Source organism: Luteibacter sp. 3190 (assembly GCF_031456385.1).
Taxonomy (GTDB): domain Bacteria; phylum Pseudomonadota; class Gammaproteobacteria; order Xanthomonadales; family Rhodanobacteraceae; genus Luteibacter.
In genome coordinates this window covers 1,236,920-1,260,506 of record NZ_JAVDUO010000001.1, presented here as the reverse complement: position 1 = coordinate 1,260,506, position 23,587 = coordinate 1,236,920, and the positions used below count along the sequence as shown (strand labels likewise).

Genomic DNA, 23,587 nt, shown 5'->3' with positions numbered 1-23,587 from the left:
GCGCGTTGCACCGCGCGGCGCCGCCCGGCCCCCGTCTTTTCGGGTATCCTTGCCTATTGATCCGCGCCGCCATCCCCGATGGCCGGCACGGGCTCGTTCCCACCTTGGTTTGCTGCGCGGAGCGCAGTGGGTGATTGCATGGCTTTCGACATTTACGACGACTACGAGCAGGGCGAACGCGTACAGCAGTGGCTGCGCAAGAATGGCGTTTCGATCGCCGTCGGTGTCGCTCTCGGGCTGGTGCTGATCTTCGGCTGGCAGCAGTGGAAGTCGCACCGCGCGGGCCACGAGCAGGCCGCCGCCGCCGAATATTCGGCCCTGCAGCTCGCGGTCGCCCAGAGTCGTCAGAACGAGATCGACCTGCGCACCGATACCCTGATGAAGGACTACTCGGACACCGCCTGGTCGATCTTCGCCGCCGGCGAGCGCGCCCAGCGCAGCGTCCTGGCCGGGCAGGCGGACAAGGCCTCCGGCGACATCGAATGGGCCAAGGCCCATGCGAAGGACGAAACCCTCAAGGCCCTGGTCGAACTGAATGCCGCGCGCCTGCGCTTCGCGCAGGGCAAGCCGCAGGACACCATCGCGGCGCTCGACGCCATGCAGGGCAAGTCGTTCGTCGCGCTCTCGCAGGAACTCCGCGGCGACGCGCTGGTCAAGCTGGGACGCCCGGACGACGCACGCAAGGCCTATCAGGCGGCGATCGCCGCGATGGGCGACAGCGCACCGCAGCGCGGTGTGGTTCAAACCAAACTCGATGATCTGGCCGTGGCCGGGAAGCAGGGTGCATGAAACGTTTCGTGGCAATCGCGTTGACCTCTTCGCTGGCCGTCCTGGCCGGCTGCCATTCGTTCAAGAAGGAAAACGTCGAACCGCCGACCCCGCTCGACAAGAAATTCGAGCCGACGCTCAAGGTCGACCGCCTCTGGAAATCCAGCGTCGGTGACGGCGCCGCCGAGTCCGGCGTGCGCATGCGCCCGGCCGTGGCCGACGGCGTGCTCTACGCCGCCAGCACCGACGGCAAGATCCGCGCCTTCGACGCCAACACCGGCAAGACGCTCTGGTCGAAGAGCACGCGCCAGCACGGCTGGTTCGGCTGGGGCGACGCCAAGCGCGAGGACGCCCGCTTCTCGGGTGGCCCCGGCGTGGCCGGCGACCTCCTCGCCATCGGCACGCTCGACGGCCACGTCTACGGCATGAACGCGAAGGACGGCGAACGCCGCTGGGTCGCCGAGGTCTCGTCGGAGGTCATCACCGCGCCCGCCATCGTCGGCGAGTTCGTCGTCGTCCGCTGCAACGACGGCCGTGTCTACGGCATCGATGCGAAGACCGGCGAGCGTCGCTGGGTGTACGACCAGTCGCAGGTGCCGCTCCTCAGCCTGCGCGGCAACGGCCGCCTGCTCGTCGCCAACGGCGTCGTGTTCTTCGGCAGCGACGCCGGCAAGCTGGTCGCCGTGCGCCTCGACAATGGCGAGAAGCTCTGGGAGCAGACGCTCGCCAGCGGCGAAGGCCGCACCGAGATCGACCGTCTCGCGGACGCCGACGGCGCGCTCGTGCTGGACGGTACCTCGCTCTACGGCGCCGCCTACCATGGGCAGCTGACGTCGATCGACGGTCCGAGCGGTCGCCCGCTGTGGAACCATGCCTTCTCGACCTTCACCTCGCTCGATGTCCACGGCAACGCCATCTACGGTGCCGACGATCAGTCGCAGGTCTACGCGTTCGACAAGTCGAGCGGCGCCAGCATCTGGAAGCAGGACGCCCTGAAGTACCGTTGGGTCACGGGCCCGGCGGCCCAGGGCAACTACGCGGTGGTGGGCGATCTCGACGGCCACATCCACTGGCTCAACGCCAGCGACGGCAGCATCGCCGCGCGCGAGCGCCTGTCCAAGAAAGCCATTCGTGCCCAGCCCCTCGTGGTGGGTGACACCGTGTACGTCGAGGATGTCGAGGGCCACATCGGCGCCTACCGCATCCCGGCGAACTGATCCTCAGGAAAGATGTATCTCCCATGCTACCCGTCGTCGCCCTGGTCGGCCGCCCCAATGTCGGTAAGTCGACCCTCTTCAATGCGCTGACGCGTAGCAGGGACGCCCTCGTCGCCGATATGCCCGGCGTCACCCGCGACAGGCACTACGGTGTCTGTCGGCTCGGTCCGCGCCCCTTCGTGGTCGTGGACACCGGTGGTCTCTCCGGCAGCGACGAGGGCATCGAAGGCCTCACCGCGCAGCAGGTTCGTGCCGCGATCGCGGAAGCGAACCTGCTCGTGTTCGTGGTCGATGCCCGTGATGGCATCCTGCCGCTCGATGCCGCGATCCTCACCGAGCTCCGCCGTAGCGGCAAGCCCGTCATCGTCGTCGTCAACAAGACCGACGGCGTGGACGAGCTCGTCGCGCTGGGCGAGTTCAGCTCGTTCGGCGTGGCCGAGACGCTGCCGATGTCGGCCGCGCACAACCGTGGCGTCGACGTCCTCGTCGCCCGTGCGATCCCGCACCTTCCGGACGACACCGACGACGACCCGGCCCTCGAAGACCAGGGCATCCGGGTGGCCATCGTGGGTCGCCCGAACGCGGGCAAGTCGACGCTGATCAATCGCCTGCTCGGCGAGGATCGCCTCATCGTTTCCGATCTGGCGGGTACCACGCGCGATCCGATCCGGGTGCCACTCGAGCGCGACGGCCGGCGTTACACGCTGGTCGACACCGCCGGTGTCCGCCGTCGCTCGCGCGTCGAGGAGGCGGTCGAGAAGTTCAGCGTCATCAAGACCTTGCAATCCATTGCTGCGTCGCAGGTGACGGTCGTGATGATCGACGCGCGTGAGAACCTGGCCGATCAGGACCTCACGCTCATCGGCCACGCCATCGAGGAAGGTCGCGCCCTCGTCATCGCCGTCAACAAGTGGGACGGCATGGACAGCTACCAGCGCGAGCAGACCCAGAAGGCACTGGAGCGCCGCCTGCAGTTCGCCGAGTGGGCGAAGACCGTGTTCATCTCGGCGCTGCATGGCTCCGGCCTGCGCGAGCTGATGAAGGCCGTCATCCGCGCCCACGCCGCTGCCACCAAGGAACTGACGTCGAGCGAGCTGACCCGGACGCTGGAGAAGGCGTACGAGGCCTACCAGCCGCCGTTGGTCCGCGGCCACGCGCCCAAGCTGCGCTACGCGCATCCGGGTGGCTCCAACCCGCCGACCATCGTGATCCACGGCAGCCGCACCAAACACATCGCGCCAGCGTATCGTCGCTACCTGGAAGGCTTCTTCCGGAAGCGGTTCCGCCTGGAGGGCACGCCGGTGCGCATCGATTTCCGCGATGGCGAGAATCCGTTCGCCGGCAAGAAGAACGTGCTGACGGAAGGGCAGCAGCGCCGCCGCCAGCGCATGATCCGTAACGCGAAGCGACGCGAGAAGTAAGCGTCGCCCTCGTCGAGGAGCCTCGCATGACCGAAGACCTCAACCGTGACCGCTGGCTGGCCGAGCTTCGGTCCCGCGTTCCGGAAGTGACCGCCACCGAGGCGCTCGCCCGGCAACTGGGTGGCGCGCTGCTGGTCGACGTGCGGGAGGACAACGAGCGCGCCACGGGTTCCCCGGCCGGCGCGCTCGGCCTGTCGCGCGGTTATCTCGAACTCCGCATCGAACAGTCCGAGCCGGACCGCGGGCGCGACGTGCTCCTGCTGTGCGGCAGCGGTCAGCGCTCGCTGCTCGCCGCCGACACGCTGCAACGCATGGGTTACCGCCGGGTGTCGTCGGTCGCCGGCGGCATGGGCGCATGGAAGGCGGCCGGGCTGCCGGTCGCGGCCGGCGTGCTCGACGGCGACGCCGCCGAGCGTTACGCGCGCCAGGTGCTGCTGCCGCAGGTCGGCGAAGCAGGGCAGGCGAAGCTCGCGGCGGCGCGCGTCGTCGTCACCGGCGCGGGCGGACTGGGCGCACCCGCCTTGCTCTACCTCGCCGCCGCGGGCGTCGGACACATCACGGTCGTCGACGACGATCGCGTCGAGCGATCCAACCTCCACCGTCAGGTGATCCACGCCGATCCGCGCGTGGGGATGGGCAAGGCGGAGTCCGCGCGTCTGACCTTGTCGGCCCTGAATCCGCGGGTGAAGGTGACGACCATCGTCGATCGCCTGCGCGCGGAAAATGTCGAAGAGCTCATCCGGGATCACGACGTGGTGATCGACGGCGCCGACAACTTCGCCACGCGCTATCTGCTGGCCGCCGCGACGCGGCGCCTCGGCATCCCCATGGTCTACGCCGCCATCGAGCGGTTCACGGGGCAGGCGAGCGTCTTCGATCCGCGACGCGACGATTCGCCGTGCTATCGCTGCCTCTTCCCCGAGCCACCGTCGGCCGCCGACGCGCCGAACTGCAGCGAGGCAGGTGTGCTTGGCGTGCTTCCGGGACTCGTCGGGATGGTGCAGGCCACCGAGGCGATGAAGCTGGTGCTCGGCCTCGGTCAGCCGCTGGTGGGGCGCTTGCTCACTTACGACGCCCTCGGCACGCGCTTTCGCGAGCTGACCCTCCGCCGGGATCCGCATTGCCCCGGTTGCGGTCCGGACGCTCGGTTCGAGGGCTACGTCGACCTCGAGCGGATGTGCGCCGCGGCCGGCTGAGGGCGCTTGCGCAAGCCTACGTGCCGGCGCTGACCAGGTCACTCCTGATGACCGAATGCATCATCGCATCCACGGATGATCCGTTTACCACCAGTCGGTTACGCAATACTCCTTCGAATCTGCCTCCAAGTCGTTCAGCCGTCCTGCGGCTAGGCTCGTTGCCTACGGCGACCACGATCTCGAGGCGCTCGACCCGCACCCGGTCGAAGGCGAACCCGATCGCCAGGCGTCCGGCCCGCGTGGCGATGCCGCGCCCCTGTTCCGACTGGCGAACCCAGTAGCCGAGGTTCGCGAACCGCTGCTCCTTGTTTCGCTGGTTGACGCCCATGCCGCCGAGAAGGCGGTCGGTGCGCGCGTCCACGATCAGCATTTCGAAGCCGTCGGCCAGCAGCCAGTCGCGGCGGCACAGGTCGAGCCACCCCCGGGCGTCGTTCGCGTCGTAGCCGGCATGGCACCAGTCCTGCCAGCGACCGACGGTGTCGACCGACTCGCGAACCGCCTCGGCCAGTGGCGCCGCGTCGTCGGCACGGTGCGCGCGTAGCGAGACCACGCCGTCGGTGAGGTCGGTCGGGTAGGGAAGCGTCTCGATGGTCATGCGTCCATTCTAGGCAGGCGTCGACGTCACCCGCACGAGGCCCGCGCCGCGGGATCGCCGATGCGATCGGCTCCCACCGGCATACCGCACGGTGCACCTACCGAAGGAGTGGGAGCCGATCGTATCGGCGATGGGTGCTCGCCGCATCGCGCGCCATGCAGCCTGTCATCGGCACGCGCGATCGTCGATAATGCGGCGCTTTCCGCAGGGCGAATCCCATGACCGCACGCATCCTCGACGGCAAACGCATCGCCCAGGAACTGCTCGACCACATCGCGCGCCGTGTCGCCAAGCGCGTGAGCGACGGGCGCCGCGCGCCGGGCCTCGCCGTCGTCCTCGTGGGCGAGGATCCGGCGTCCGCGGTCTACGTGCGCAACAAGCGCCGCGCCTGCCAGCAGGTGGGCTTCGAGTCGTTCGGCTACGACCTCCCGGCATCGACGACGCAGGACGAGCTCTTCGCGCTCATCGACACGCTCAACGCCGACCCGGCCGTGCACGGCATCCTCGTGCAGTCGCCGCTGCCCGCGCACATCGACGAGGAGGCGCTGGTCGACCGCATCGATCCCCTCAAGGACGTCGACGGCTTCCAGGCCGTCAATGTCGGGCGGCTCGCGCTGCGCCGGTTCGGCCTGCGCCCCTGCACGCCCAAGGGCGTCATGACGCTTCTGGGCCATACCGACTACCCGGTGCGTGGCCGGCACGCGGTGATCGTGGGTGTGTCCAACCACGTCGGCCGCCCGCTCGCTCTTGAGCTACTTATTGCCGGCGCGACAGTGACTTGCTGCCACAAGTTCACGCAGGATCTCGCCGGATTCGTGCGCCAGGCCGACATCCTCGTCGTCGCCGCCGGCAAGCCGGGCCTGGTCATGGGCGAGTGGGTCAAGCCCGGCGCGGTGGTCGTGGACGTCGGCATCAATCGCCTTGAAGACGGTCGCCTGGTCGGCGATGTCGAGTTCGACGCCGCGGCCGAACGGGCATCCTGGATCACGCCGGTCCCGGGCGGCGTCGGCCCCATGACGGTCGCGACCCTCATGGAGAACACGCTGGAAGCCGCGGAAGCGCTCGACGCCTGAGTGTCCGCGAGAAGAATCGCGGTGGAACGCCCTTCGCGGTTCCTACACAAGTGTTGCAATGCAAGGTATAATGCCGCGATTTACTCGCGGGACTAATGCTATGCGCATCCTTGCCGAGGCACTCACTTACGACGACGTGTTTCTGGTTCCCGGCCACTCCACGGTTCTGCCGCGTGATGTGGACACCTCAACCCAGTTCACGCGCGGCCTCCGCCTGAATATCCCCATCGTGTCCGCCGCCATGGACACCGTCACCGAAGCGCGTCTCGCCATCACGATGGCCCAGAACGGCGGCATCGGCATCATCCACAAGAACCTCACCGCCGCTCAGCAGGCCGCTGAAGTCCGTCTGGTGAAGAAGTTCGAAGCGGGCGTCATCCGCAGCCCGATCACCGTGAGTCCGGACACCTCGATCGGCGAAGTGCTCCAGTTGACCCGCGCGCACAACATCTCCGGCGTTCCGGTGGTCGACGGCCAGAAGCTCGTCGGCATCGTCACCGGCCGCGACATGCGCTTCGAGCGCAAGCTCGACGACCCCGTCCGCAACATCATGACGCGCGAAGAGCGCCTCATCACGGTGCGCGAAGGCGCCTCGCACGATGAAGTCCTGCAGCTGCTGCACAAGAACCGCATCGAGAAGGTCCTCGTCGTCAACGACGATTTCCAGCTGCGTGGCCTGATCACGGTCAAGGACATCCAGAAGGCCAGCGACAACCCGAACGCCGCCAAGGACTCGCACGAGCGCCTCGTGGTCGGCGCCGCGGTCGGCGTGGGCGGCGACACCGAGCAGCGCGTGGAAGCGCTGGTCGAGGCCGGCGTGGACGTCATCGTGGTCGATACCGCCCACGGTCACTCGCAGGGCGTGATCGAGCGCGCCGGCTGGGTGAAGAAGCGTTACCCGCAGGTGCAGGTCATCGCCGGCAACATCGTCACCGGCGAAGCGGCGCGCGCGCTGCTCGGCGCCGGCGTCGACGCCGTCAAGGTCGGCGTGGGCCCGGGCTCCATCTGCACCACCCGCATCGTCACCGGCATCGGCGTGCCGCAGATCACGTCGATCGACCTGGTCGCCACCGCGCTGAAGGGCGAAATTCCGCTCATCGCCGACGGTGGCATCCGTTACTCCGGCGACATCCCGAAGGCGCTCGCCGCCGGCGCGTCGACCGTCATGCTGGGCTCCATGTTCGCCGGCACCGAGGAATCCCCGGGCGAGGTCGAGCTGTTCCAGGGTCGCTCGTACAAGAGCTACCGCGGCATGGGCTCCATCGGCGCCATGCAGCTCGGCTCGAAGGATCGCTACTTCCAGGACGAAGCCGACGCCGACAAGCTCGTGCCGGAAGGCATCGAGGGTCGCGTGCCGTACCGCGGCCAGCTGCGCAACATCATCCACCAGCTGATGGGCGGCCTGCGTGCCTCGATGGGCTACATGGGCACGGCCAACATCGAAGAGATCCACCAGAAGGCCCAGTTCGTGAAGGTCACCGGTGCCGGTGTGCGCGAAGCGCATCCGCACGACGTGCAGATCACGAAGGAAGCGCCGAACTACCGCCTGGACTGACGCCTCCGGGCGCTCGCTCCAGGTGACTTCAGGACGCCCGCCACAAGTGGGCGTTCTGCTTTTTCAGGGCCGCCGCGCCGCGCGCGAGGCCCGTTCCGATCAAACAAAACCGCAGGCCGCACGATGACCGACATCCACAGCGACAAGATCCTCATCCTCGACTTCGGCTCGCAGTACACGCAGCTCATCGCGCGCCGCATCCGCGAGATCGGCGTCTACTGCGAGGTCTGGGCGTGGGATCACGCGCCGGACGAGATCCGCGGCTTCGCGCCGCGCGGCGTCATCCTCTCCGGCGGCCCGGAGTCGGTCACCGAGGACAACTCGCCGCGCGCGCCGGAGGTGGTGTTCGACCTCGGCGTGCCGGTGCTCGGCATCTGCTACGGCATGCAGACCATGGCCGAGCAGCTCGGCGGCAAGGTCGAGGCCGGCCACCATCGCGAGTTCGGCCCGGCGACGATCACCTTCGGCAGCTGCGCGTTGTTCGAGACGGTCGTGGGCAACGGCGACGAGCTCGGTGTGTGGATGTCGCACGGCGATCGCGTCACGGCCATTCCGGACGGCTTCTCCGTCACCGCCTCCACGCCGAGCCTGCCGCTCGCCGCCATGGCCGACGATGCCCGTCGCTTCTACGGCCTGCAGTTCCATCCGGAGGTAACCCACACCAAGCGCGGCATGGAACTGCTGCGCCGGTTCGTCGTCGACCTCTGCGGCTCGGCCACCCTGTGGGACGCGAAGCACATCATCGACGACGCCGTGGAGCGGGTGCGCGAGCAGGTCGGCACCGATCGCGTGCTGCTGGGGCTCAGCGGCGGCGTCGATTCGTCCGTCGTGGCCGCGCTGCTCGAGAAGGCGATCGGCGACCAGCTCACCTGCGTGTTCGTCGACACCGGCCTGCTGCGCTACCAGGAAGGCGACCAGGTGATGACGACCATGGCGGAGCACATGGGCGTGCACGTCATCCGCGTCGACGCGAAGCAGCGCTACTTCGACGCGCTCGCCGGCGTCGAGGACCCGGAGGCCAAGCGCAAGATCATCGGCCGCCTGTTCGTCGAGATCTTCGACGAGGAATCCGCCAAGCTGGAAGGCGTGAAGTGGCTCGCGCAGGGCACCATCTACCCGGACGTCATCGAGTCCGCCGGCAGCAAGACCGGCAAGGCCCACGTCATCAAGAGCCACCACAACGTCGGCGGCCTGCCGGAGCACATGAAGCTCAAGCTGGTCGAGCCGCTGCGCGAGCTGTTCAAGGACGAGGTGCGCCGCATCGGCGTCGAACTCGGCCTCCCGCGCGAAATGGTCTACCGCCATCCGTTCCCAGGCCCGGGCCTCGGCGTGCGCGTGCTCGGCGAAGTGAAGGCCGAATACGTCGACCTCCTGCAGCGCGCCGATGCCATCTTCATCGAGGAACTGCGCAGCCACGGCCTCTACGACCGCGTCAGCCAGGCCTTCGCGGTCTTCCTTCCGGTCCGCTCGGTCGGCGTCGTCGGCGACGGCCGCGCCTACGAATGGGTCATCGCGCTGCGCGCGGTGGAGACCATCGACTTCATGACCGCCCACTGGGCGCACCTGCCGTACGACTTCCTCGACAAATGCTCGACCCGCATTATCAACGAGTTGCGCGGCATTTCTCGCGTCGTCTATGACATCTCGGGCAAGCCGCCTGCGACGATCGAGTGGGAGTGAGCCGACGTCCTTCGAGGACTACCGCCAGCTATCGTTTTCCCCGATCCGGATGCGGCAGCCGTGCCGCATCCGGTATCAATGTCCACCGCGAAACGCCCGATCGCCGTCGTTTCCCTTAAAGCTCCGTCCTCAAACTGTCGAAGGCGTCCCGCAGGAAGTTGGCCACCGGTTTGCGCTGGCCGGTCTGATCCCTCCACGCCTGGAGCGCGAGTCTCATCGCACCGACGGACACCACAGCCACCATCCGAAGGGCCAACCGCCTCTCAGGCTGCCGCCAGACCTCACACAGTGTGTTGAATAGCGCCTGCTCCTGCTCCGCGTAGTACGCCTGCTTGCGGGCAAGAAGCGATTCGCTCGAACGCATCAGATTGTCCACGGCCGTCATCTGCTCGGTCGTATAGCGAGCGATGTGCTTCACCATGACATCGCGAACAGCATCGAGTGGCGGCACATCGGGTGATGTCTTCAGCAGATCGGCAATCAGCATGGCCAAGTCGGCGTCCTGCCAGAATAGGATGACGTCTTCCTTCGACTTGAAATACGAGAAAAACGTGCGGCGCGAGATGCCAGCCGCAGCCGCGATGGCGTCAAGCGTCGTGCCTTCGTAGCCGTTGGCGAGGAACAGGCGCTGGCCGACCTCGGCGATACGCTGACGTGTTTCGCGACGCTTGCGTTCCCGCAAGCCTTCTGTGGGTGCTGTACCTGCGGGAGGCAAGATTCCTGACATTCCTATGCCCTGTTGCATGACTGCACTAAGTGCATTAAGGTTAGCACTCAGTGCATATTTACATGCACCTAGTGTATATTCCGTCTTCTCGGCAGGCAAGGATCATGACCTCCTGGACAGTTTCCGACATCCCCTCCCAACGCGGCCGTACGGCGGTCGTCACCGGTACTGGCGGCCTTGGCTTCCACGACGCGCTGGCGCTCGCCCGTGCTGGTGCGAACGTCATCGTCGCGGGTCGAAATCCGTCGAAAGGCGCGGCAGCAGTCAATCAGATTCGCCAAAGCGTTCCTACCGCGAATGTGGCTTTCGGGACACTGGATCTCGCCAGCCTCGAATCCATCGAGGCGTTCAGCGAAAGCCTGCGGAGTTCGCGCGACAGCCTGGATTTGCTGATCAACAATGCCGCGGTGATGACGCCGCCGAAGCGTCAGGTGACGTCCGACGGATTCGAATTGCAGTTCGGCACGAACTACCTGGGCCATTTCGCCCTGACTGCCAAACTGCTGCCCCTGCTGCGCAAGGGCAATGAACCACGCGTGGTCAGCCTTTCAAGCGTCGCCGCTCGAAGCGGCACGATCAACTTCGATGATCTGCAAGCTCAGCGCAGCTACAGGCCGATGCGGGTTTACGGTCAATCGAAACTCGCTTGCCTGATGTTCGCTCTTGAATTGCAACGACGCAGCGATGCTGCGGGTTGGGGCATCCAGAGTATCGCCGCCCATCCCGGCATTTCACGTACCGATCTACTGCCCAATGGCGCCGGCGCCTGGAGCGCCCCGGGTATGGTCCGTCGTTACATGTGGTTCCTGTTTCAGCCGGCATCGCAGGGCGCGTTGCCGACACTCTTCGCCGCGACTTCGCCGCAGGCTCAAGGGGGTGCCTATTACGGCCCAGACAAGCTCGGCGAAACGCGAGGCTATCCAACCGTTGCCAAGGTTCCCCCGCAAGCACTGGATACGAGCGTCGCTGCGAGACTGTGGAGCGAGTCGGAAGCACTCACTGAAGCGGTCTTTCGATGAAGCCCCCTAGCTTGGCTAAGCGAACCCGCGCTTGACACTTCGTCAGCTACCTTGCGATATTCGCAAGGTAGCTGACGAATGCATGGAGCGGGCCGTATGCCGGACGTGGAAAAGACCGAAAACCTGACGGTGGGGGCGTGGACGAAGCGGTGCTATTTCGCCGGCCGCGCGCTCATGGATGCGACCCTGCGGCCTTTCGATCTGGGTTCGACGCAGTGGTACGTGCTCTGGCATCTGGCGAATCAAGGCCCGTCGGTACAGCGCGACCTCGCACGCGCGCTCGAGCTCGAGCGGGCGACGTTGAGTGGAATCGTCGCCACGCTCGTGCGCAAGGGGCTGGTGCGGCAGACCTCGGACGGCGACGATCAGCGCCAGCGCCGCCTGGCCCTGACGCGCTCGGGCGAGAACCTCTGGCGCGAGCTTCCCGACCTCTCGTTCATTCAGCAGGCCGCGTTTGCCGGTATCGACGAGGCCGATCTGGCCACGACGATGCGTGTCCTTCGAACGGCGACCGAGCGGCTGCAAGCCCTCCTGCAGAAGGCATGAGCTCATGAGCATCCTGATTACCGGGGCGACAGGTCTCGTCGGTGAACGCCTTGTTCCGCGTCTGCTGCAAGCGGGATTCGCCTGCCGGGTGCTGCTGCGGGCCGGGAAACCGTGCCCGCCCGGTGCCGTCGCCGTGACGGGCGACATGCTCGACCCGTCGACGCTGACGGAGGCCGTTCGCGGTGTGTCGGCGATCGTGCATCTGGCGGCGGTGTTCCGTACGCAAGACACCGATCTGATCTGGAAGAGCAATCTCGAAGGAACCCGCAACCTGCTCACGGTGGCGCGGGACCACGCGCCGCGCGTCCGCTTCATCATGGCGAGCACGGGTCACGTCTACGACAGGCATGGCCCGCATCCTGGACGAGAGACGGACACCGTCCAACCGGAGCTGGCGTACCCCGCGAGCAAGGTCGCCGCGGAGAATGCGCTGCGCGAGAGCGGGCTGAACGGGACGATCCTTCGGTTGCCGTTCGTCTATGGCGATGGGGATGGCCATCTGCAGGCGTTGCCGAAGCACGTGGCGGCCCTCGGGTTTCATCCCGCCAACCGCATGAGCACGATCCATCACCGCGACGTCGCCGTCGCGATGGCCATGGCACTCGCCGGCGATTTCGATGGCCGGATCGTCAACCTGTGCGACGATGCACCGACGACGGTCTACGAACTGGTCAGGCTCGTCGGCGGGCAGATGGATGCCTCGGCCGAGCCCATGACGAACCCCTGGCACCTGCATATCGATGGATCGCTCGCGCGGCAGCTGGGTTTCCGGCCCACCGTGCGGACGGTGTACCAGGCGGCGCAGGAAGGGATCCTTTAGGCGGTCGCGCGCCGGTCCGCATCACCCACGACGGCATCGCCTCACGGAATCACTGCGTGGATCAGGTCATCGTCGCACCATGCATGCGCCGCGAGTTCGTTCGCCATGGAGCCATCGATGATCCGGATCGGATGTGCCGGCTGGTCACTGCCTGGCGACGCCGCGTCGCGCTTCGCGGGGCAGGGCAGTCATCTGGAGCGGTACGCGCGCGTTTTCTCCTGTGTCGAGATCAACAGTTCGTTCTATCGGCCGCATCGGCCCGAGACCTATGCGCGGTGGGCCGCGAGCGTGCCCGAGGCGTTCCGGTTCTCGGTCAAGATGCCGAAGGCCATCACGCACGAGCTCAGGCTGCGCAATGCAAACGCGGACCTTCGTCGGTTCTGTGACGACATCGCTGCCCTCGATGAAAAACTCGGCTGTCTGCTGTTGCAACTACCGCCCAGCCTCCCGTTCGAGCGAGCGACCGCGAGCCGTTTTTTCGCGACGCTTCGCGCAACGACAAGCACCCGCGTCGTGTGCGAGCCGCGCCACGCGACATGGTTCGGGGAGGAAGCAAAGCGGGCGATGCGGGATGCGGCGATCGGCTGCGTGCTGGCCGATCCGCCGCCGGTGCCCGGGATGCTTCCCCTCGGCGATGCCGCGACGCTGTACATCCGGCTGCATGGTTCGCCACGCATGTATTACTCGGCCTACGACGCGACCTTCATCGACGCGCTCGCCGGACGGCTCGTGGCCGTGCCGCCCGGGACGAGCGTGTGGTGCGTCTTCGACAACACCGCCGCGGGAGAAGCGATTCCGAACGCGCTGTATCTGCGGGAGCGCGTCGCGGCGTGCGACGCGGCTCCCTGACGATGACGCGCGATCAGATGTTCTGGCCACCCGACACTTCGATGCGCTGTGCCGTGACCCAGCGGTTGTCCGGGCCGAGCAGACTCGCGACCGCCGGGCCGATATCGTCGGGTAGACCGACACGGCCCAGCGCGATCATCGACGCGAAGGCGTCGTTGTACGCGGGCGTATCGCGAACGGCGCCGCCGAGGAAATCGGTCTCGATCGCACCGGGGGCGATCGTATTGGCGGTGATGCCGCGGCTGCCGAACTCCTTCGCCATGTAGAGGGTGAGGATCTCGACGGCGCCCTTGGCCGCCGAGTAGGCCGAGAATCCAGGGTAGGAGACGCGCGTCAGGCCCGTCGAGAAGTTCACGATCCGGCCGCCATCGGCAAGCAGCGGCAGCAGCGTTTGCGTCAGGAAGAAGACGCCTTTCACGTGGACGTTGAACAGCTGGTCGAACTGCGCCTCCGTGGTCTCGGCGATGCCCGCCATTTCACCGTGGCCGGCATTGTTGACCAGGTGGTCGAAGTCGCTTCGCCCCCACGATGCGAGGATCGCGCGCACCTTGTCGCCGAACGCGGCGAAGCTGGAAACGTCGGCGACGTCGAGCTGTACCGCGACCGCCTTGCGGCCGAGTGCTTCGATCTCGGCGACGACCGCCTGCGCCTGCTCGGCGCCGTGGCGGTAGGTGAAGATCACATCGCCGCCGTGACGGGCGATGCTGATGACGGTATTGCGACCGAGGCCCCGGTTGGCGCCTGTGACGAGAGAAACGGTGGACATGGAAGGCTCCTGCTGAGGGGTGTCTAAGCGACGGATCCAGTATCGAGCCGAGCCCCACGTACGGGTTGCCGGTTCCTCGGACGTTCTTGCCCGTTCCTCCGGAGCGGCGGCCGCATGGCGACTCCGGCGGTCTGCGGTGGATGGCGCGGAGCCCGGCGCATGTTTGCCTGATCCGACGGATTCGTTGCGCCTCGCACGGTTCGGGGACTACGCTCTGGCCATGACCGAGACCCTGCTACAGGCGGTCCGCTTCTACGCGGATTCCCACGCGAACGCGGACGGTGTCGCGATTACCCCGATCCCGGGTGTGACCGCGATCCGGGCAGGCACGCCCAGCGAGCTGCAATACGCGGTTTCGCGTCCCCTGATCGCGGTCGTCGTTCAAGGGCGCAAGCGCGTACTGCTTGGCAAGCAGGCTTTCGACTTCGGTGCCGGCGACTCCATGCTCATCACCGCCGACGTCCCCACGGTCAGCCAGATCACCGCGGCCGATGCGAACGCGCCGTACTACTCGCTGGTCTTCGATCTGGATCCCGCTGTCATCGAAGCGCTGGTTCTCGACATGAACATCGCCCAGGGCGAGTCGAGCGCCCCCGTGAGGGTCGACCCCACCGAAGCCGAGGTCGCCGACGTCGCGCTGCGATTGATGCGTCTCCTCAACCGACCGTCGGCGCTTCCGGTGCTGCAGGCGGACATGGTCAGGGAACTGCATTTCTGGCTGCTTGCCGGACGCCATGGGCCCGCGATCCGCAACCTGGGCATCGTCGAAAGCCACACGCGGCGTATCGCTCGCGCCGTCGCCTTGATCCGGTCGGAGTATGCGCGGCCGTTGCGGGTCGAGCGTCTGGCCGAGGCCGCCGGTATGAGTCCGTCCACATTCCATCAGCACTTCCGTGCCGTGACGCAACTGTCGCCACTGCAATTCCAGAAGCAACTGCGCCTGATCGAAGCGCGGCGGATGATGCTGTCGGAAGGCGCCTCGGCCAGCATCGCGGCGTACGCCGTGGGCTACGAAAGCGTGCCGCAGTTCACGCGCGAATACGGCCGCCTGTTCGGCGCGCCGCCCGTGCGCGACATCAGGTTCTCGAGGGCGGCGACCGAGACGTCTCCACGGACCAGCCGCGAAACGCGATGACCGGGCCGTTCGACTCGTCCTTGCGGGAGATCAGCAGCAGCGTGGCCTGTTCCTCGAAGTCGGCGAGCGGCATGTAGATCAGTCCCGGCACATGGATGTCGCGTATGGGCTGCGGCACGAGCACGAGGCCGAGGCCGGCCGCGGCCATCGTCAACACCGTCAGCGTGCTGGCGACGCGATGGCCGATGATCGGTTCGCCGCCTAGCGCTTTCCTCAACAGCTCGGCCTGGCTGCGATCGCCCGCGTTGGCGGCGTACGTGATGAAGGTTTCGCCGGAAAGGTCGCGGCAGCGCACGTCGCTGAGGCGCGCCAGGCGGTGGTCGAGCGCCATGCCGATGACCCACGGCCAGGCGCCTACGACCTCGCTGGAAAGCGTGTCGGGAATGGGCAGCCCGACATCGGGGCAATAGCCGATGTCGATCCGGTTCTCGACGATCGCCTGTATCTGGTCGGCGGACGGCATTTCTTCGAGCTCGATGCTCACCATCGCGCGGGTCGCATGGAACGACTGGATGTGTTCCGGAAGGCGGCCCGCCAGCGCCGCGTTGCCGGAGAATCCGACCCGCACCCGGCCGACCTCGCCACGCGCGGCGCGCTGCGCGGTCCGACGCGCGTGCTCGGCCTGGGCAAGCGTGCGCTCGGCTTCCACACGGAAGAGGCGACCCGCCTCGGTCAGTTCGACCCGGCGCGTCGTGCGCGTGAGCAGGGTGACGCCAAGGTCTTCCTCGAGCGCGCGGATCTGCATGCTGAGGGCAGGCTGCACGATGTGCAGGCGCTCGGCGGCGCGGCCGAAGTGGCCCTCGTCCGCAACGGCCAGGAAGTATCGGAGATGCCGGAGATCCATCGATTATCACCATGAATGATCAATCGGTCAGATCAATATATTTCGGTTTGAATGCCGCGCATCCATCCTTTTCCTCGTCCCCCAACCCCCCGAGGAAATCGACATGTCCGCCGCGAATCGCATCGATGTTCACCAACATGTGGTCCCGCCGTTCTGGTCGGACGCGCTCCCCGCGTTCGGCGGCGATCCGTCCGGCTGGAATAGCCCGGCCTGGAGCCCCGAAGCCGCCATCGCCTTCATGGATAGCCAGCAGATCGCCACGGGTGTCCTCTCCCTGACCGCGCCGGGCATCACCGGATGGCAGGGCACGGCACGGCGAGACATGGCGCGCCGCGTGAACGAGTACACGGCCTCGCTCGTGCAGAAGCGATCGGACCGGTTCGGCAACTTCGCCACGCTTCCGCTGCCCGACGTGGATGGCACGCTGGACGAGATCCGCCATGCCTTCGATGCGCTGAAAGCGGACGGCGTCGTGCTGCTCAGCAACTACCACGGCATGTACCTGGGCGATCGCTACTTCGACGCGGTGTGGGCGGAACTCGACCGCCGCGGCGCGGTGGTGTTCATCCACCCCAGCAAGCCCGCCATCCAGACGATCGATGGCATTCCCGGCCCGATCGTCGATTACCCGTTCGATACCACCCGTTGCGCCGTCGACATGGTGCTCAACGGCGTGATGGACCGCTACCGCAACGTGAAGGTCATCCTTTCGCACGCCGGCGGATTCCTGCCGTACGCGGCCTATCGGTTCGCGGAGCTCGCCAACGCCGTGCGCCCGGACGCGAAGCCGCCGGCCGACATCATCGAGTCCTTCCAGCGGTTCTACTTCGACACCGCGTTGTCTTCCGGTCCGTCCGCGCTGCTCGGGCTGAAGACGTTCGTGGGAACGGGGCGTGTGCTTTACGGCAGTGATTTCCCGTACGCACCCGCCCGGGTGGGCGCATCGTTCACGGCGATGCTCGACGCGTCCGACGCGCTCACCTCCGACGAGAAGGCCGCGGTGAACGCCGGTAACGCGCGGGCTCTGTTCCCGCGTCTCGATCGATAGGAGCGAAGCGATGGCCACGACATTCGCACACAGAGATCATGTTCTTCAGGCGCCGGACGGCGCGAGGCTATCCGCGCGGTCGTGCGGTCCCGAGTCCGGCGTCCCGGTAGTGCTGATCGCAGGCTGGCCGCAGACGCTGCATGCGTGGCGCGCCGTGCAGGCAAAGCTCGCCGATGCGGGCATCCGCTCGATCGCGCTGGACCCGCCCGGGCTCGGCGAATCCGATCCGATCGGTGCCGCGGCGAACTACGCGACGCCGGAGGTCGCCCGACGCATGGCCGCCGCGCTCGCCTCGGCCGGGGTCGATCGCTTCGTCCTCGTGGGACACGACGTGGGCGCCTGGATCGCCTACGCGTGGGCCAGCCTGATGCCACAGGGCGTCGCCGGGCTCATGTTGCAGGATGCCGCCATTCCGGGCGCGTTTCCGGACGGTTTCCTGTCGATAGGCAACGCCGCGCGCGTCTTCCAGTTCGCGTTCAACGCGGTACCCGAGCTCCCCGAGCGCCTGACGCGAGGCCGGGAGCGTGTGTACCTCGACTGGCTGTTCGAAACGAAGACGCGCGTGGCCGGCGCCGTCACCGCGGAAGACATCTCGGTCTACATGCGCTGCTATGGCCAGGCGGAACGCATGTCGGCCGGATTCAACTACTACCGCGCCGTGCCGGCGAGCATCGACGCGCTGAACGATGTCGCGCCGCTCACGATGCCGGTGCTCGCCCTCGGCGCGGAGTTCGGTGTCGGGGCGATGATGGGTAGGGTGCTCGAGCCGCGCTGCACGGACCTGAAAAGCGCCGTCGTGGCCGGATCGGGGCATTTCATTCCGGAGGAAGCCCCGGACGTCGTGTGTCGGGAGCTGCAGGCACTGATCGCGCGGACGTCGATGCCGGGTTGACGCATCGTGTCCGCGCATCGTCGTTGACAGTGCCGTCCGGCCGCCACTAATGTATCGAACAGTACATTAGTGGCGAGACCACCCCTGTGACGACATCCACCTCGATTCCGGCAGCCGCGGCTGCCGACGGCGAACGCTTGCCGTATTCCGCGCTGCTCGCACTCGCGATGACAGGCTTCATCTGCATCGTCACGGAGACGCTGCCGGCAGGGCTCCTGCCGATGATGGCCGCCGGCCTCGGCGTGTCGACCTCGTTCGCGGGACAGACGGTCACCGCCTATGCGCTGGGCTCGCTGCTGGCGGCCATCCCGCTCACGCTGGCCACGCGAGGCTGGCGGCGGCGCAACGTGCTGCTGCTGACCATCGTCGGCTTCCTCGTCTTCAATTCGATCACGGCGTTGTCGTCGAACTACGGGGTGACGCTGGTCGCGCGCTTCTTCGCGGGCGTGTCGGCCGGACTCGCATGGAGCCTTCTGGCCGGTTACGCGCGCCGCATGGTCCCCACGCACCAACAGGGCAGGGCGCTGGCGGTGGCGATGGTCGGCACGCCGATCGCGTTGTCGCTCGGCGTGCCGCTGGGCACATGGCTCGGCACCCTGATCGGTTGGCGCAGCGCGTTCGCCGTCATGTCGGCGCTCACGCTGGTGTTGATCGCATGGGTCGTGGCGAAAGTACCGGACTATCCGGGCCAGACCGGCCAGGAGCGGCTGCCGTTGCGACGGGTGTTCACGACGCCCGGTGTGCGTCCCGTGCTCGGCGTGGTGATCGCCTGGATGCTGGCGCACAACATCCTCTACACCTACGTCGCGCCGTTCGTCGCGCAGGCCGGTCTCGAGGCGCGCGTGGACGTGGTGCTCCTGATCTTCGGCCTGGCCGCGCTGGTGGCGATCGGCATCGCGGGCCGTCTCGTCGACCATCACCTGCGCGCCACGGTGCTGGCCAGCCTCGCGATCTTCGCGGCCGTATCGCTTCTCTTCGTCTGGCTCGCACGCGTGCCGGCCGCCATCTATGTCGGCGTGGCGCTGTGGGGACTGACCTTCGGCGGCGCGGCCACGCTGTTGCAGACCGCGTTGGCCGATACGGCCGGCGACGGTGCCGATGTCGCGCTGTCGATGAACGTGGTCGCGTGGAACGGCGCCATCGCCGGCGGCGGTCTCCTGGGCGGCGTGCTCCTGGAAACATGGGGTGCGTCGTCGTTCCCACCGGCGCTGGTGGTGTTGCTGGTCGTCGGTTTCGGCATCGCTGCGGCCGCGCGCACGCATGGCTTCCGGGCCGGCGCACGCCACGGGCATGTCGTGGGGCACTGAGGCCTCGACGCACCCGGGTTTTCGCATGCCGTTCCGCATCGATCGCGATCCCGTACCATGACGGGGATGACCACGCGCCGCCGGGACGAACCGACACCCATGACCGACACGCCTCCGAATCTCCGGCTCGCGGCGCGAGACGTCCCCTTTCCCTCGTCCATCAGCGACACCGCGCGCGCGTCGCTCGAGCGCCTCGTGGGCGCCGACGGCGTTCCGGTCAACGCGCGCTACGTGATGCCGCCGCCGGAGGATCGTGCGGCGTGGTCGCGGATGAAGACGGCCGTCGACGCGCAGTACGGCGCGGCCGCGCGCGAGGCGGCCGGAGCGCTGGTCTCGACGGTGGAGACGATCACGCTCGGCGACACCGTCGTGCACGTGGCGACGCCAGCCGGTGGCGTTCGCGCCGACCGCGCGTACATCGAACTGCATGGCGGCGCGCTCGTGTTCGGCGGCGGCGAAGCGTGCGCGGTCGGCGCACGGAAGCAGGCGGACCTGCACGGCGTGCGCTGCTATGGCGTCGATTACAGGACCCCGCCGGAACATCCGTATCCCGCCGCGCTCGACGATTGCCTCGTGACGTATCGCCATCTGCTCGAACGGCATGCACCGGAGCACATCATCGTGGGTGGCCGTTCCGCAGGAGGAAACCTCGCCGCGGCGATGCTGCTGCGGGCGCGGGACGAAGGCCTGCCGATGCCGGCGGCGCTGGTGCTCCTGTCACCGGAAGTCGACCTCACCGAATCCGGCGACAGCTTCGAGGTCAACCGCTTCGTGGACGTCGTGCTCGTCGGATCGCTGATGTCCAACAACCGTCTTTACGCGGACGGCGCGGATCTCTCGGCTCCGTATCTGTCGCCGCTGTTCGGCGACCTGGCGGGCTTTCCGCCGACCTTCCTGCAGAGCGGCACGCGGGACCTGTTCCTGTCGAACGCGGCACGCATGCACCGGAAGCTGCGCAAGGCGGGCGTGCACGCCGAGCTGCATGTGTTCGAGGCCATGCCGCACGGTGGTTTCGGTGGGCACACGCCCGAAGACGCCGAGCTGGCCGCCGAGGTGCAGGCGTTCGTCGCCTCGCACTGGGGATAGAAACCACGACGAAGCCGCGCGTCGGTGCGACGCGCGGCTTCGTGAACGGTCAGACGGCGACCATGCCGCCGTCGACGGTCAGTTCGGCGCCCGCGATATAGGCGCTTTCGCTCGACGCGAGGAAGAGCACCGCGTTGGCGACTTCCTCAGGGCGTCCGATGCGGCCGAGCGGGACGAGCTGCGTGAACGCTTCCTCGACGCCGGGGCGCACGTCGAGATAGTCGCGCATCATGCGCGTCTCCGTCGCACCCGGTGCGACGACGTTCACGCGGATGCCGCGGTCCTTGAGGTCCGCGGTCCAGCTGCGGGCGAACGACCGGACGGTCGCCTTGGTGGCGTTATAGAGCGACTGCCCCGGAAATCCCTTGCTGCCGGCGACCGATCCGTTCAGGACGATCGTCGCGCCGGCGCCCAGCAGCGGCAGGGCCTTCTGCACCGAGAACAGCAGGCCGCGGACGTTGAGACCGAACATGCGGTCGAAGTCGTCCTCGCCGATCTCGCCGAGCGGCTTCGCTCCGGTGTCCGCGATACCCGCGTTCGCGAAGACGACGTCCAGCTTGCCGTGATCCGCGCGGATGCGGTCGTACAGCCGATCGAGGTCGGCGAGATTCGACGCGTCGCCCTGGACGCCCACCGAGCCGGCGCCGATCTCCGCCACCGCGGCGTTCAGGCGATCCTGCCGGCGCCCGGTGATGTACACGTGGGCGCCTTCCGCCGCGAACGCCTTGGCCGTCGCCAGCCCGATGCCCTCGCTGCCGCCCGTCACGACCACGACCTTGCCTTCGAAACGCTTCGTCATACCGGATCCTTTAATAAGTGGAGAATTGCTCCACTTACTATATGGAGGCATCATCCACTTTGCAACCGGAGACCGCATGAGCACCGACAGCCCGCCGATCGAGGAAACCCCCTTACGCGCCGACGCCGCGCGCAACCGCGAGCGCATCCTCGAGGCGGCGGACGAGGTGTTCTCCGAACGCGGCGCCGATGCGTCGCTCGACGACATCGCCAGGCGGGCGAAGGTCGGCATCGGCACCCTCTATCGCCGTTTCCCCACGCGCGACGCGCTGCTCGCGGCGCTCTGCAACGACCGGCTGCTCGCGCTGTCGGCCCGGAGCCGCTCGCGCGACGACAGCATGGACCCGGGCGCATCGGTTCGCGCGTTCACGGTCGAGCTCGCGATCCATGCGGGTTACTACCAGGGACTCGCCACGATGCTCGGCGCGGTGCTGCAGAGCGATACCGCCGGATGCCGCGCGGGTCGCGCGGAGGGCATTCGTTTGCTGGAGCGCGCGAAGAAGGCGAAGGCCATCGCGGAGGACGTGTCGTTCGAGGACGTCCTCTGCGTGATCACGGCGACGTCGCTCGCGGCCGCGCAGGGCGGCTCGCTGGAGCCGCGCGTCACGCATCTCGTCGATCTGTTCTTCAACGGGATCAAACGGCGGTAGCAGCACGCCGGTCCTCGCGTCTTGCGAGGAGCGCGATGTGTTTGGTGCGCGGTGGACAACACGGCGACGCGTTCCATGGATCTACTGGGCCTTTTTCGAGCGGCCTACGATGCAGGCATGCGGTGTTCCACCGTATGCGCCGCGACGACGCCTGGCGTCGCGCGGCGACCTGCATCGCCTGGCGCGCGATCGCGCGCCTTTTCCGGAGATCCTTCATGTCCACCGTAGCCCGTTCCATGCCGTCCGCCGCTCCCGTGCTGGAAGAACTCGTCTCGTCGCGTTACGCGGTGAAGATCGGCGACATCGACGTGCTCGTCGTGAGCGACGGCGTGCTGCCGTTGCCGACGGTCACCATGGCCCATAACGCCAGCGCCGCCGAGTTGTCGGACTGGCTCGACGACCAGCGCATGCCGCCCGACAAATTCGACTGGCCGCTCAACGTGCTGGTCGTGCGCAGCGGGGAGCAGACGATCCTCGTCGACGCGGGCCTCGGTGTTCAGTTCCCCGACTTTCCGCGCGCCGGCCAGTTCCCTCATCGCCTCGAGTCGGCAGGCATCGATCTTGCGACAGTGACCGACGTGGTCGTCACGCACATGCACATGGACCACGTGGGCGGTCTGCTCGTGGACGGCGTGAAGGAGCGGTTGCTCGACGATGTCCGCATCCACGTGGCGGCCGCGGAACTGGCGTTCTGGGAGAATCCGGATTTCTCGCGCACGTCGATGCCCGAGGCGGTGCCGCCCGTGCTTCGCTCCACCGCGAAGCAATTCGCGTCGCTCTATCGCGACCGGATTCGCCCCTTCGAGGGCCGCTTCGAGGTCGCTCCGGGCGTCGTCGCACGCGTCACCGGCGGTCATACGCCGGGCCATTGCGTGGTGGAAGTCGCCTCCCGCGGCGAAAGCCTCGTGTTCGCCGGCGATGCCGTCTTTCCCGTCGGCTTCGATCATCCGGACTGGTTCAACGGGTTCGAGCATGATCCCGAAACCGCGGCGCGTGTTCGTTTCGACCTTTTCGACGAACTCGTCGCGAACCGTGGCCTGATGGTCGCGACGCACCTGCCATTCCCGTCGGTCGGCCGCGTGGCGAAGCAAGGCGACGCGTACCGCTGGGTGCCCGTGATCTGGGATTTCTGAGCGTTTATCTTCAACGTGACGCGCCGATATCCGCCCGAGACGGGATCCTCGCGATCACCTTGATCTCGAAGTCGAAGCCCGCGAGCCAGTTGACGCCGACGGCGGTCCACGTGGGGTAGGGGGCTTCGCCGATCTCCTTCTCGCGAACGGCCATCATCGCCTCGAACTGGTTCGCGGGATCGGTGTGGAACGAGGTGACGTCGATCACGTCGTCGAACGTGCAGCCCGCCGCGGCGAGCACCTCGCGCAGGTTGGCGAACGCGCGACGGACCTGGTCCTCGTAGACGGGCTCCGGGGACCCGTCCTCGCGGCTGCCGACCTGGCCGGCGACGAAGAGGAGGTCGCCCGCGCGGACGGCAGGCGAATACTTGTGCGCGTCGTAGAGGGCATGGCGTTTTTCGGGAAAGATGGCGGTGCGCTGGTTCATGATGCTTTCCTTGGATGGGTACGTGGTGTAGTCGC

General features: G+C 67.3%; 24 protein-coding genes. 18 read left to right on the top strand and 6 right to left on the bottom strand.

Going from position 1 to position 23,587, the window contains the following annotated elements; genetic code table 11:
* Window positions 1-138 precede the first annotated feature (138 nt).
* From J2X58_RS05745 to moeB, 4 genes are read left to right on the top strand one after another with little or no spacing between them, the layout of a single operon-like run.
* Window positions 139-789, top strand: coding sequence for a tetratricopeptide repeat protein (locus J2X58_RS05745; RefSeq protein WP_090053309.1), 651 nt, complete (start codon window positions 139-141; stop codon window positions 787-789).
* Window positions 786-1,985 (top strand): outer membrane protein assembly factor BamB, encoded by a 1,200-nt coding sequence (bamB, locus tag J2X58_RS05740; RefSeq protein WP_090053310.1) that lies wholly within the window; start codon window positions 786-788, stop codon window positions 1,983-1,985. The genes J2X58_RS05745 and bamB overlap by 4 nt, the downstream gene beginning before the upstream one ends.
* 23 nt (window positions 1,986-2,008) lie before the next feature.
* Window positions 2,009-3,406 carry a ribosome biogenesis GTPase Der gene (gene der / locus J2X58_RS05735; protein ID WP_090178868.1) on the top strand — a complete coding sequence of 466 codons (1,398 nt, stop codon included), beginning with the start codon at window positions 2,009-2,011 and terminating at the stop codon, window positions 3,404-3,406.
* 26 nt (window positions 3,407-3,432) lie between these two features.
* Window positions 3,433-4,602, top strand: coding sequence for a molybdopterin-synthase adenylyltransferase MoeB (gene moeB / locus J2X58_RS05730; protein WP_310046942.1), 1,170 nt, complete (start codon window positions 3,433-3,435; stop codon window positions 4,600-4,602).
* Window positions 4,603-4,618: 16 nt separating this feature from the next.
* Here the strand turns inward: moeB and J2X58_RS05725 are convergent, their stop codons facing one another.
* Window positions 4,619-5,197, bottom strand: a complete 579-nt coding sequence (locus J2X58_RS05725) for a GNAT family protein (protein ID WP_310046941.1) — start codon at window positions 5,195-5,197, stop codon at window positions 4,619-4,621.
* A 218-nt stretch (window positions 5,198-5,415) separates the two neighbouring features.
* On the opposite strand from J2X58_RS05725, the gene folD reads away from it, so the two are divergent.
* The 3 genes from folD (at window position 5,416) to guaA (ending at window position 9,505) form a co-directional block, all read left to right on the top strand.
* Window positions 5,416-6,270, top strand: coding sequence for a bifunctional methylenetetrahydrofolate dehydrogenase/methenyltetrahydrofolate cyclohydrolase FolD (gene folD / locus J2X58_RS05720; RefSeq protein WP_310046940.1), 855 nt, complete (start codon window positions 5,416-5,418; stop codon window positions 6,268-6,270).
* A gap of 100 nt (window positions 6,271-6,370) precedes the next feature.
* A complete protein-coding gene (gene guaB / locus J2X58_RS05715; RefSeq protein ID WP_090053318.1) occupies window positions 6,371-7,825 on the top strand; it encodes an IMP dehydrogenase in 1,455 nt (484 codons plus the stop codon).
* Window positions 7,826-7,948: 123 nt separating this feature from the next.
* On the top strand, window positions 7,949-9,505 hold the full coding sequence (guaA, locus tag J2X58_RS05710; protein WP_090053319.1) for a glutamine-hydrolyzing GMP synthase: 1,557 nt from the start codon (window positions 7,949-7,951) through the stop codon (window positions 9,503-9,505).
* A 115-nt stretch (window positions 9,506-9,620) separates the two neighbouring features.
* On the opposite strand, the gene J2X58_RS05705 is transcribed toward guaA, so the two are convergent.
* A complete protein-coding gene (locus J2X58_RS05705) occupies window positions 9,621-10,187 on the bottom strand; it encodes a TetR/AcrR family transcriptional regulator (protein WP_310046938.1) in 567 nt (188 codons plus the stop codon).
* A 149-nt stretch (window positions 10,188-10,336) separates the two neighbouring features.
* Here J2X58_RS05705 and J2X58_RS05700 point away from each other — a divergent pair, with 149 nt between their 5' ends.
* The 4 genes from J2X58_RS05700 to J2X58_RS05685 all read left to right on the top strand — a co-directional run bounded on the left by J2X58_RS05700 (window position 10,337) and on the right by J2X58_RS05685 (window position 13,466).
* A complete protein-coding gene (locus J2X58_RS05700; RefSeq protein WP_310046937.1) occupies window positions 10,337-11,251 on the top strand; it encodes an SDR family oxidoreductase in 915 nt (304 codons plus the stop codon).
* 96 nt (window positions 11,252-11,347) lie between these two features.
* Complete coding sequence (locus tag J2X58_RS05695; protein WP_310046935.1) at window positions 11,348-11,797, top strand: MarR family transcriptional regulator; 450 nt, start codon at window positions 11,348-11,350, stop codon at window positions 11,795-11,797.
* Window positions 11,745-12,617: an NAD(P)-dependent oxidoreductase gene (locus J2X58_RS05690; protein WP_310046934.1), complete on the top strand. Its 873-nt coding sequence runs from the start codon at window positions 11,745-11,747 to the stop codon at window positions 12,615-12,617. Before J2X58_RS05695 ends, J2X58_RS05690 begins: the two co-directional genes overlap by 53 nt.
* A 117-nt stretch (window positions 12,618-12,734) precedes the next feature.
* A complete protein-coding gene (locus J2X58_RS05685; protein ID WP_310046933.1) occupies window positions 12,735-13,466 on the top strand; it encodes a DUF72 domain-containing protein in 732 nt (243 codons plus the stop codon).
* A 13-nt stretch (window positions 13,467-13,479) separates the two neighbouring features.
* On the opposite strand, the gene J2X58_RS05680 is transcribed toward J2X58_RS05685, so the two are convergent.
* A complete protein-coding gene (locus J2X58_RS05680; protein ID WP_090053328.1) occupies window positions 13,480-14,232 on the bottom strand; it encodes an SDR family oxidoreductase in 753 nt (250 codons plus the stop codon).
* A 136-nt stretch (window positions 14,233-14,368) separates the two neighbouring features.
* On the opposite strand from J2X58_RS05680, the gene J2X58_RS05675 reads away from it, so the two are divergent.
* Window positions 14,369-15,367, top strand: a complete 999-nt coding sequence (locus J2X58_RS05675) for an AraC family transcriptional regulator (RefSeq protein ID WP_310046931.1) — start codon at window positions 14,369-14,371, stop codon at window positions 15,365-15,367.
* On the opposite strand, the gene J2X58_RS05670 is transcribed toward J2X58_RS05675, so the two are convergent.
* On the bottom strand, window positions 15,309-16,211 hold the full coding sequence (locus J2X58_RS05670; RefSeq protein WP_310046929.1) for a LysR substrate-binding domain-containing protein: 903 nt from the start codon (window positions 16,209-16,211) through the stop codon (window positions 15,309-15,311). The two genes, J2X58_RS05675 and J2X58_RS05670, sit on opposite strands and share 59 nt — an antisense overlap.
* Window positions 16,212-16,314: 103 nt before the next feature.
* On the opposite strand from J2X58_RS05670, the gene J2X58_RS05665 reads away from it, so the two are divergent.
* The 4 genes from J2X58_RS05665 (at window position 16,315) to J2X58_RS05650 (ending at window position 20,544) form a co-directional block, all read left to right on the top strand.
* The gene (locus J2X58_RS05665; RefSeq protein ID WP_310046928.1) at window positions 16,315-17,259 is read left to right on the top strand and encodes an amidohydrolase family protein; all 945 of its coding nucleotides are present in this window, start codon (window positions 16,315-16,317) and stop codon (window positions 17,257-17,259) included.
* A gap of 109 nt (window positions 17,260-17,368) precedes the next feature.
* Window positions 17,369-18,151: an alpha/beta hydrolase gene (locus J2X58_RS05660; protein ID WP_310046927.1), complete on the top strand. Its 783-nt coding sequence runs from the start codon at window positions 17,369-17,371 to the stop codon at window positions 18,149-18,151.
* Between the two features lie 86 nt (window positions 18,152-18,237).
* Window positions 18,238-19,458 (top strand): MFS transporter, encoded by a 1,221-nt coding sequence (locus J2X58_RS05655; protein WP_310046926.1) that lies wholly within the window; start codon window positions 18,238-18,240, stop codon window positions 19,456-19,458.
* A gap of 99 nt (window positions 19,459-19,557) precedes the next feature.
* Window positions 19,558-20,544 (top strand): alpha/beta hydrolase, encoded by a 987-nt coding sequence (locus tag J2X58_RS05650; RefSeq protein WP_310046925.1) that lies wholly within the window; start codon window positions 19,558-19,560, stop codon window positions 20,542-20,544.
* A 49-nt stretch (window positions 20,545-20,593) separates the two neighbouring features.
* Here the strand turns inward: J2X58_RS05650 and J2X58_RS05645 are convergent, their stop codons facing one another.
* Window positions 20,594-21,343, bottom strand: coding sequence for a glucose 1-dehydrogenase (locus J2X58_RS05645; RefSeq protein WP_310046923.1), 750 nt, complete (start codon window positions 21,341-21,343; stop codon window positions 20,594-20,596).
* A 76-nt stretch (window positions 21,344-21,419) separates the two neighbouring features.
* Here J2X58_RS05645 and J2X58_RS05640 point away from each other — a divergent pair, with 76 nt between their 5' ends.
* Entirely contained in the window at window positions 21,420-21,992 is a 573-nt protein-coding gene (locus tag J2X58_RS05640; protein WP_310046922.1) for a helix-turn-helix domain-containing protein, read from the top strand.
* Between the two features lie 215 nt (window positions 21,993-22,207).
* Entirely contained in the window at window positions 22,208-23,125 is a 918-nt protein-coding gene (locus J2X58_RS05635) for an MBL fold metallo-hydrolase (protein ID WP_310046921.1), read from the top strand.
* A 10-nt stretch (window positions 23,126-23,135) separates the two neighbouring features.
* On the opposite strand, the gene J2X58_RS05630 is transcribed toward J2X58_RS05635, so the two are convergent.
* On the bottom strand, window positions 23,136-23,552 hold the full coding sequence (locus J2X58_RS05630) for a RidA family protein (protein ID WP_310046919.1): 417 nt from the start codon (window positions 23,550-23,552) through the stop codon (window positions 23,136-23,138).
* Window positions 23,553-23,587 lie beyond the last annotated feature (35 nt).

Bases quoted from the DNA above. Each gene is read 5' to 3' on its own strand.
- J2X58_RS05745 (WP_090053309.1), top strand. From the start codon at position 139: ATGGCTTTCGACATTTACGACGACTACGAGCAGGGCGAACGCGTACAG.
- bamB (WP_090053310.1), top strand. From the start codon at position 786: ATGAAACGTTTCGTGGCAATCGCGTTGACCTCTTCGCTGGCCGTCCTG.
- der (WP_090178868.1), top strand. From the start codon at position 2,009: ATGCTACCCGTCGTCGCCCTGGTCGGCCGCCCCAATGTCGGTAAGTCG.
- moeB (WP_310046942.1), top strand. From the start codon at position 3,433: ATGACCGAAGACCTCAACCGTGACCGCTGGCTGGCCGAGCTTCGGTCC.
- J2X58_RS05725 (WP_310046941.1), bottom strand. From the start codon at position 5,197: ATGACCATCGAGACGCTTCCCTACCCGACCGACCTCACCGACGGCGTG.
- folD (WP_310046940.1), top strand. From the start codon at position 5,416: ATGACCGCACGCATCCTCGACGGCAAACGCATCGCCCAGGAACTGCTC.
- guaB (WP_090053318.1), top strand. From the start codon at position 6,371: ATGCGCATCCTTGCCGAGGCACTCACTTACGACGACGTGTTTCTGGTT.
- guaA (WP_090053319.1), top strand. From the start codon at position 7,949: ATGACCGACATCCACAGCGACAAGATCCTCATCCTCGACTTCGGCTCG.
- J2X58_RS05700 (WP_310046937.1), top strand. From the start codon at position 10,337: ATGACCTCCTGGACAGTTTCCGACATCCCCTCCCAACGCGGCCGTACG.
- J2X58_RS05695 (WP_310046935.1), top strand. From the start codon at position 11,348: ATGCCGGACGTGGAAAAGACCGAAAACCTGACGGTGGGGGCGTGGACG.
- J2X58_RS05685 (WP_310046933.1), top strand. From the start codon at position 12,735: ATGATCCGGATCGGATGTGCCGGCTGGTCACTGCCTGGCGACGCCGCG.
- J2X58_RS05680 (WP_090053328.1), bottom strand. From the start codon at position 14,232: ATGTCCACCGTTTCTCTCGTCACAGGCGCCAACCGGGGCCTCGGTCGC.
- J2X58_RS05670 (WP_310046929.1), bottom strand. From the start codon at position 16,211: ATGGATCTCCGGCATCTCCGATACTTCCTGGCCGTTGCGGACGAGGGC.
- J2X58_RS05665 (WP_310046928.1), top strand. From the start codon at position 16,315: ATGTCCGCCGCGAATCGCATCGATGTTCACCAACATGTGGTCCCGCCG.
- J2X58_RS05650 (WP_310046925.1), top strand. From the start codon at position 19,558: ATGACCGACACGCCTCCGAATCTCCGGCTCGCGGCGCGAGACGTCCCC.
- J2X58_RS05645 (WP_310046923.1), bottom strand. From the start codon at position 21,343: ATGACGAAGCGTTTCGAAGGCAAGGTCGTGGTCGTGACGGGCGGCAGC.
- J2X58_RS05640 (WP_310046922.1), top strand. From the start codon at position 21,420: ATGAGCACCGACAGCCCGCCGATCGAGGAAACCCCCTTACGCGCCGAC.
- J2X58_RS05635 (WP_310046921.1), top strand. From the start codon at position 22,208: ATGTCCACCGTAGCCCGTTCCATGCCGTCCGCCGCTCCCGTGCTGGAA.
- J2X58_RS05630 (WP_310046919.1), bottom strand. From the start codon at position 23,552: ATGAACCAGCGCACCGCCATCTTTCCCGAAAAACGCCATGCCCTCTAC.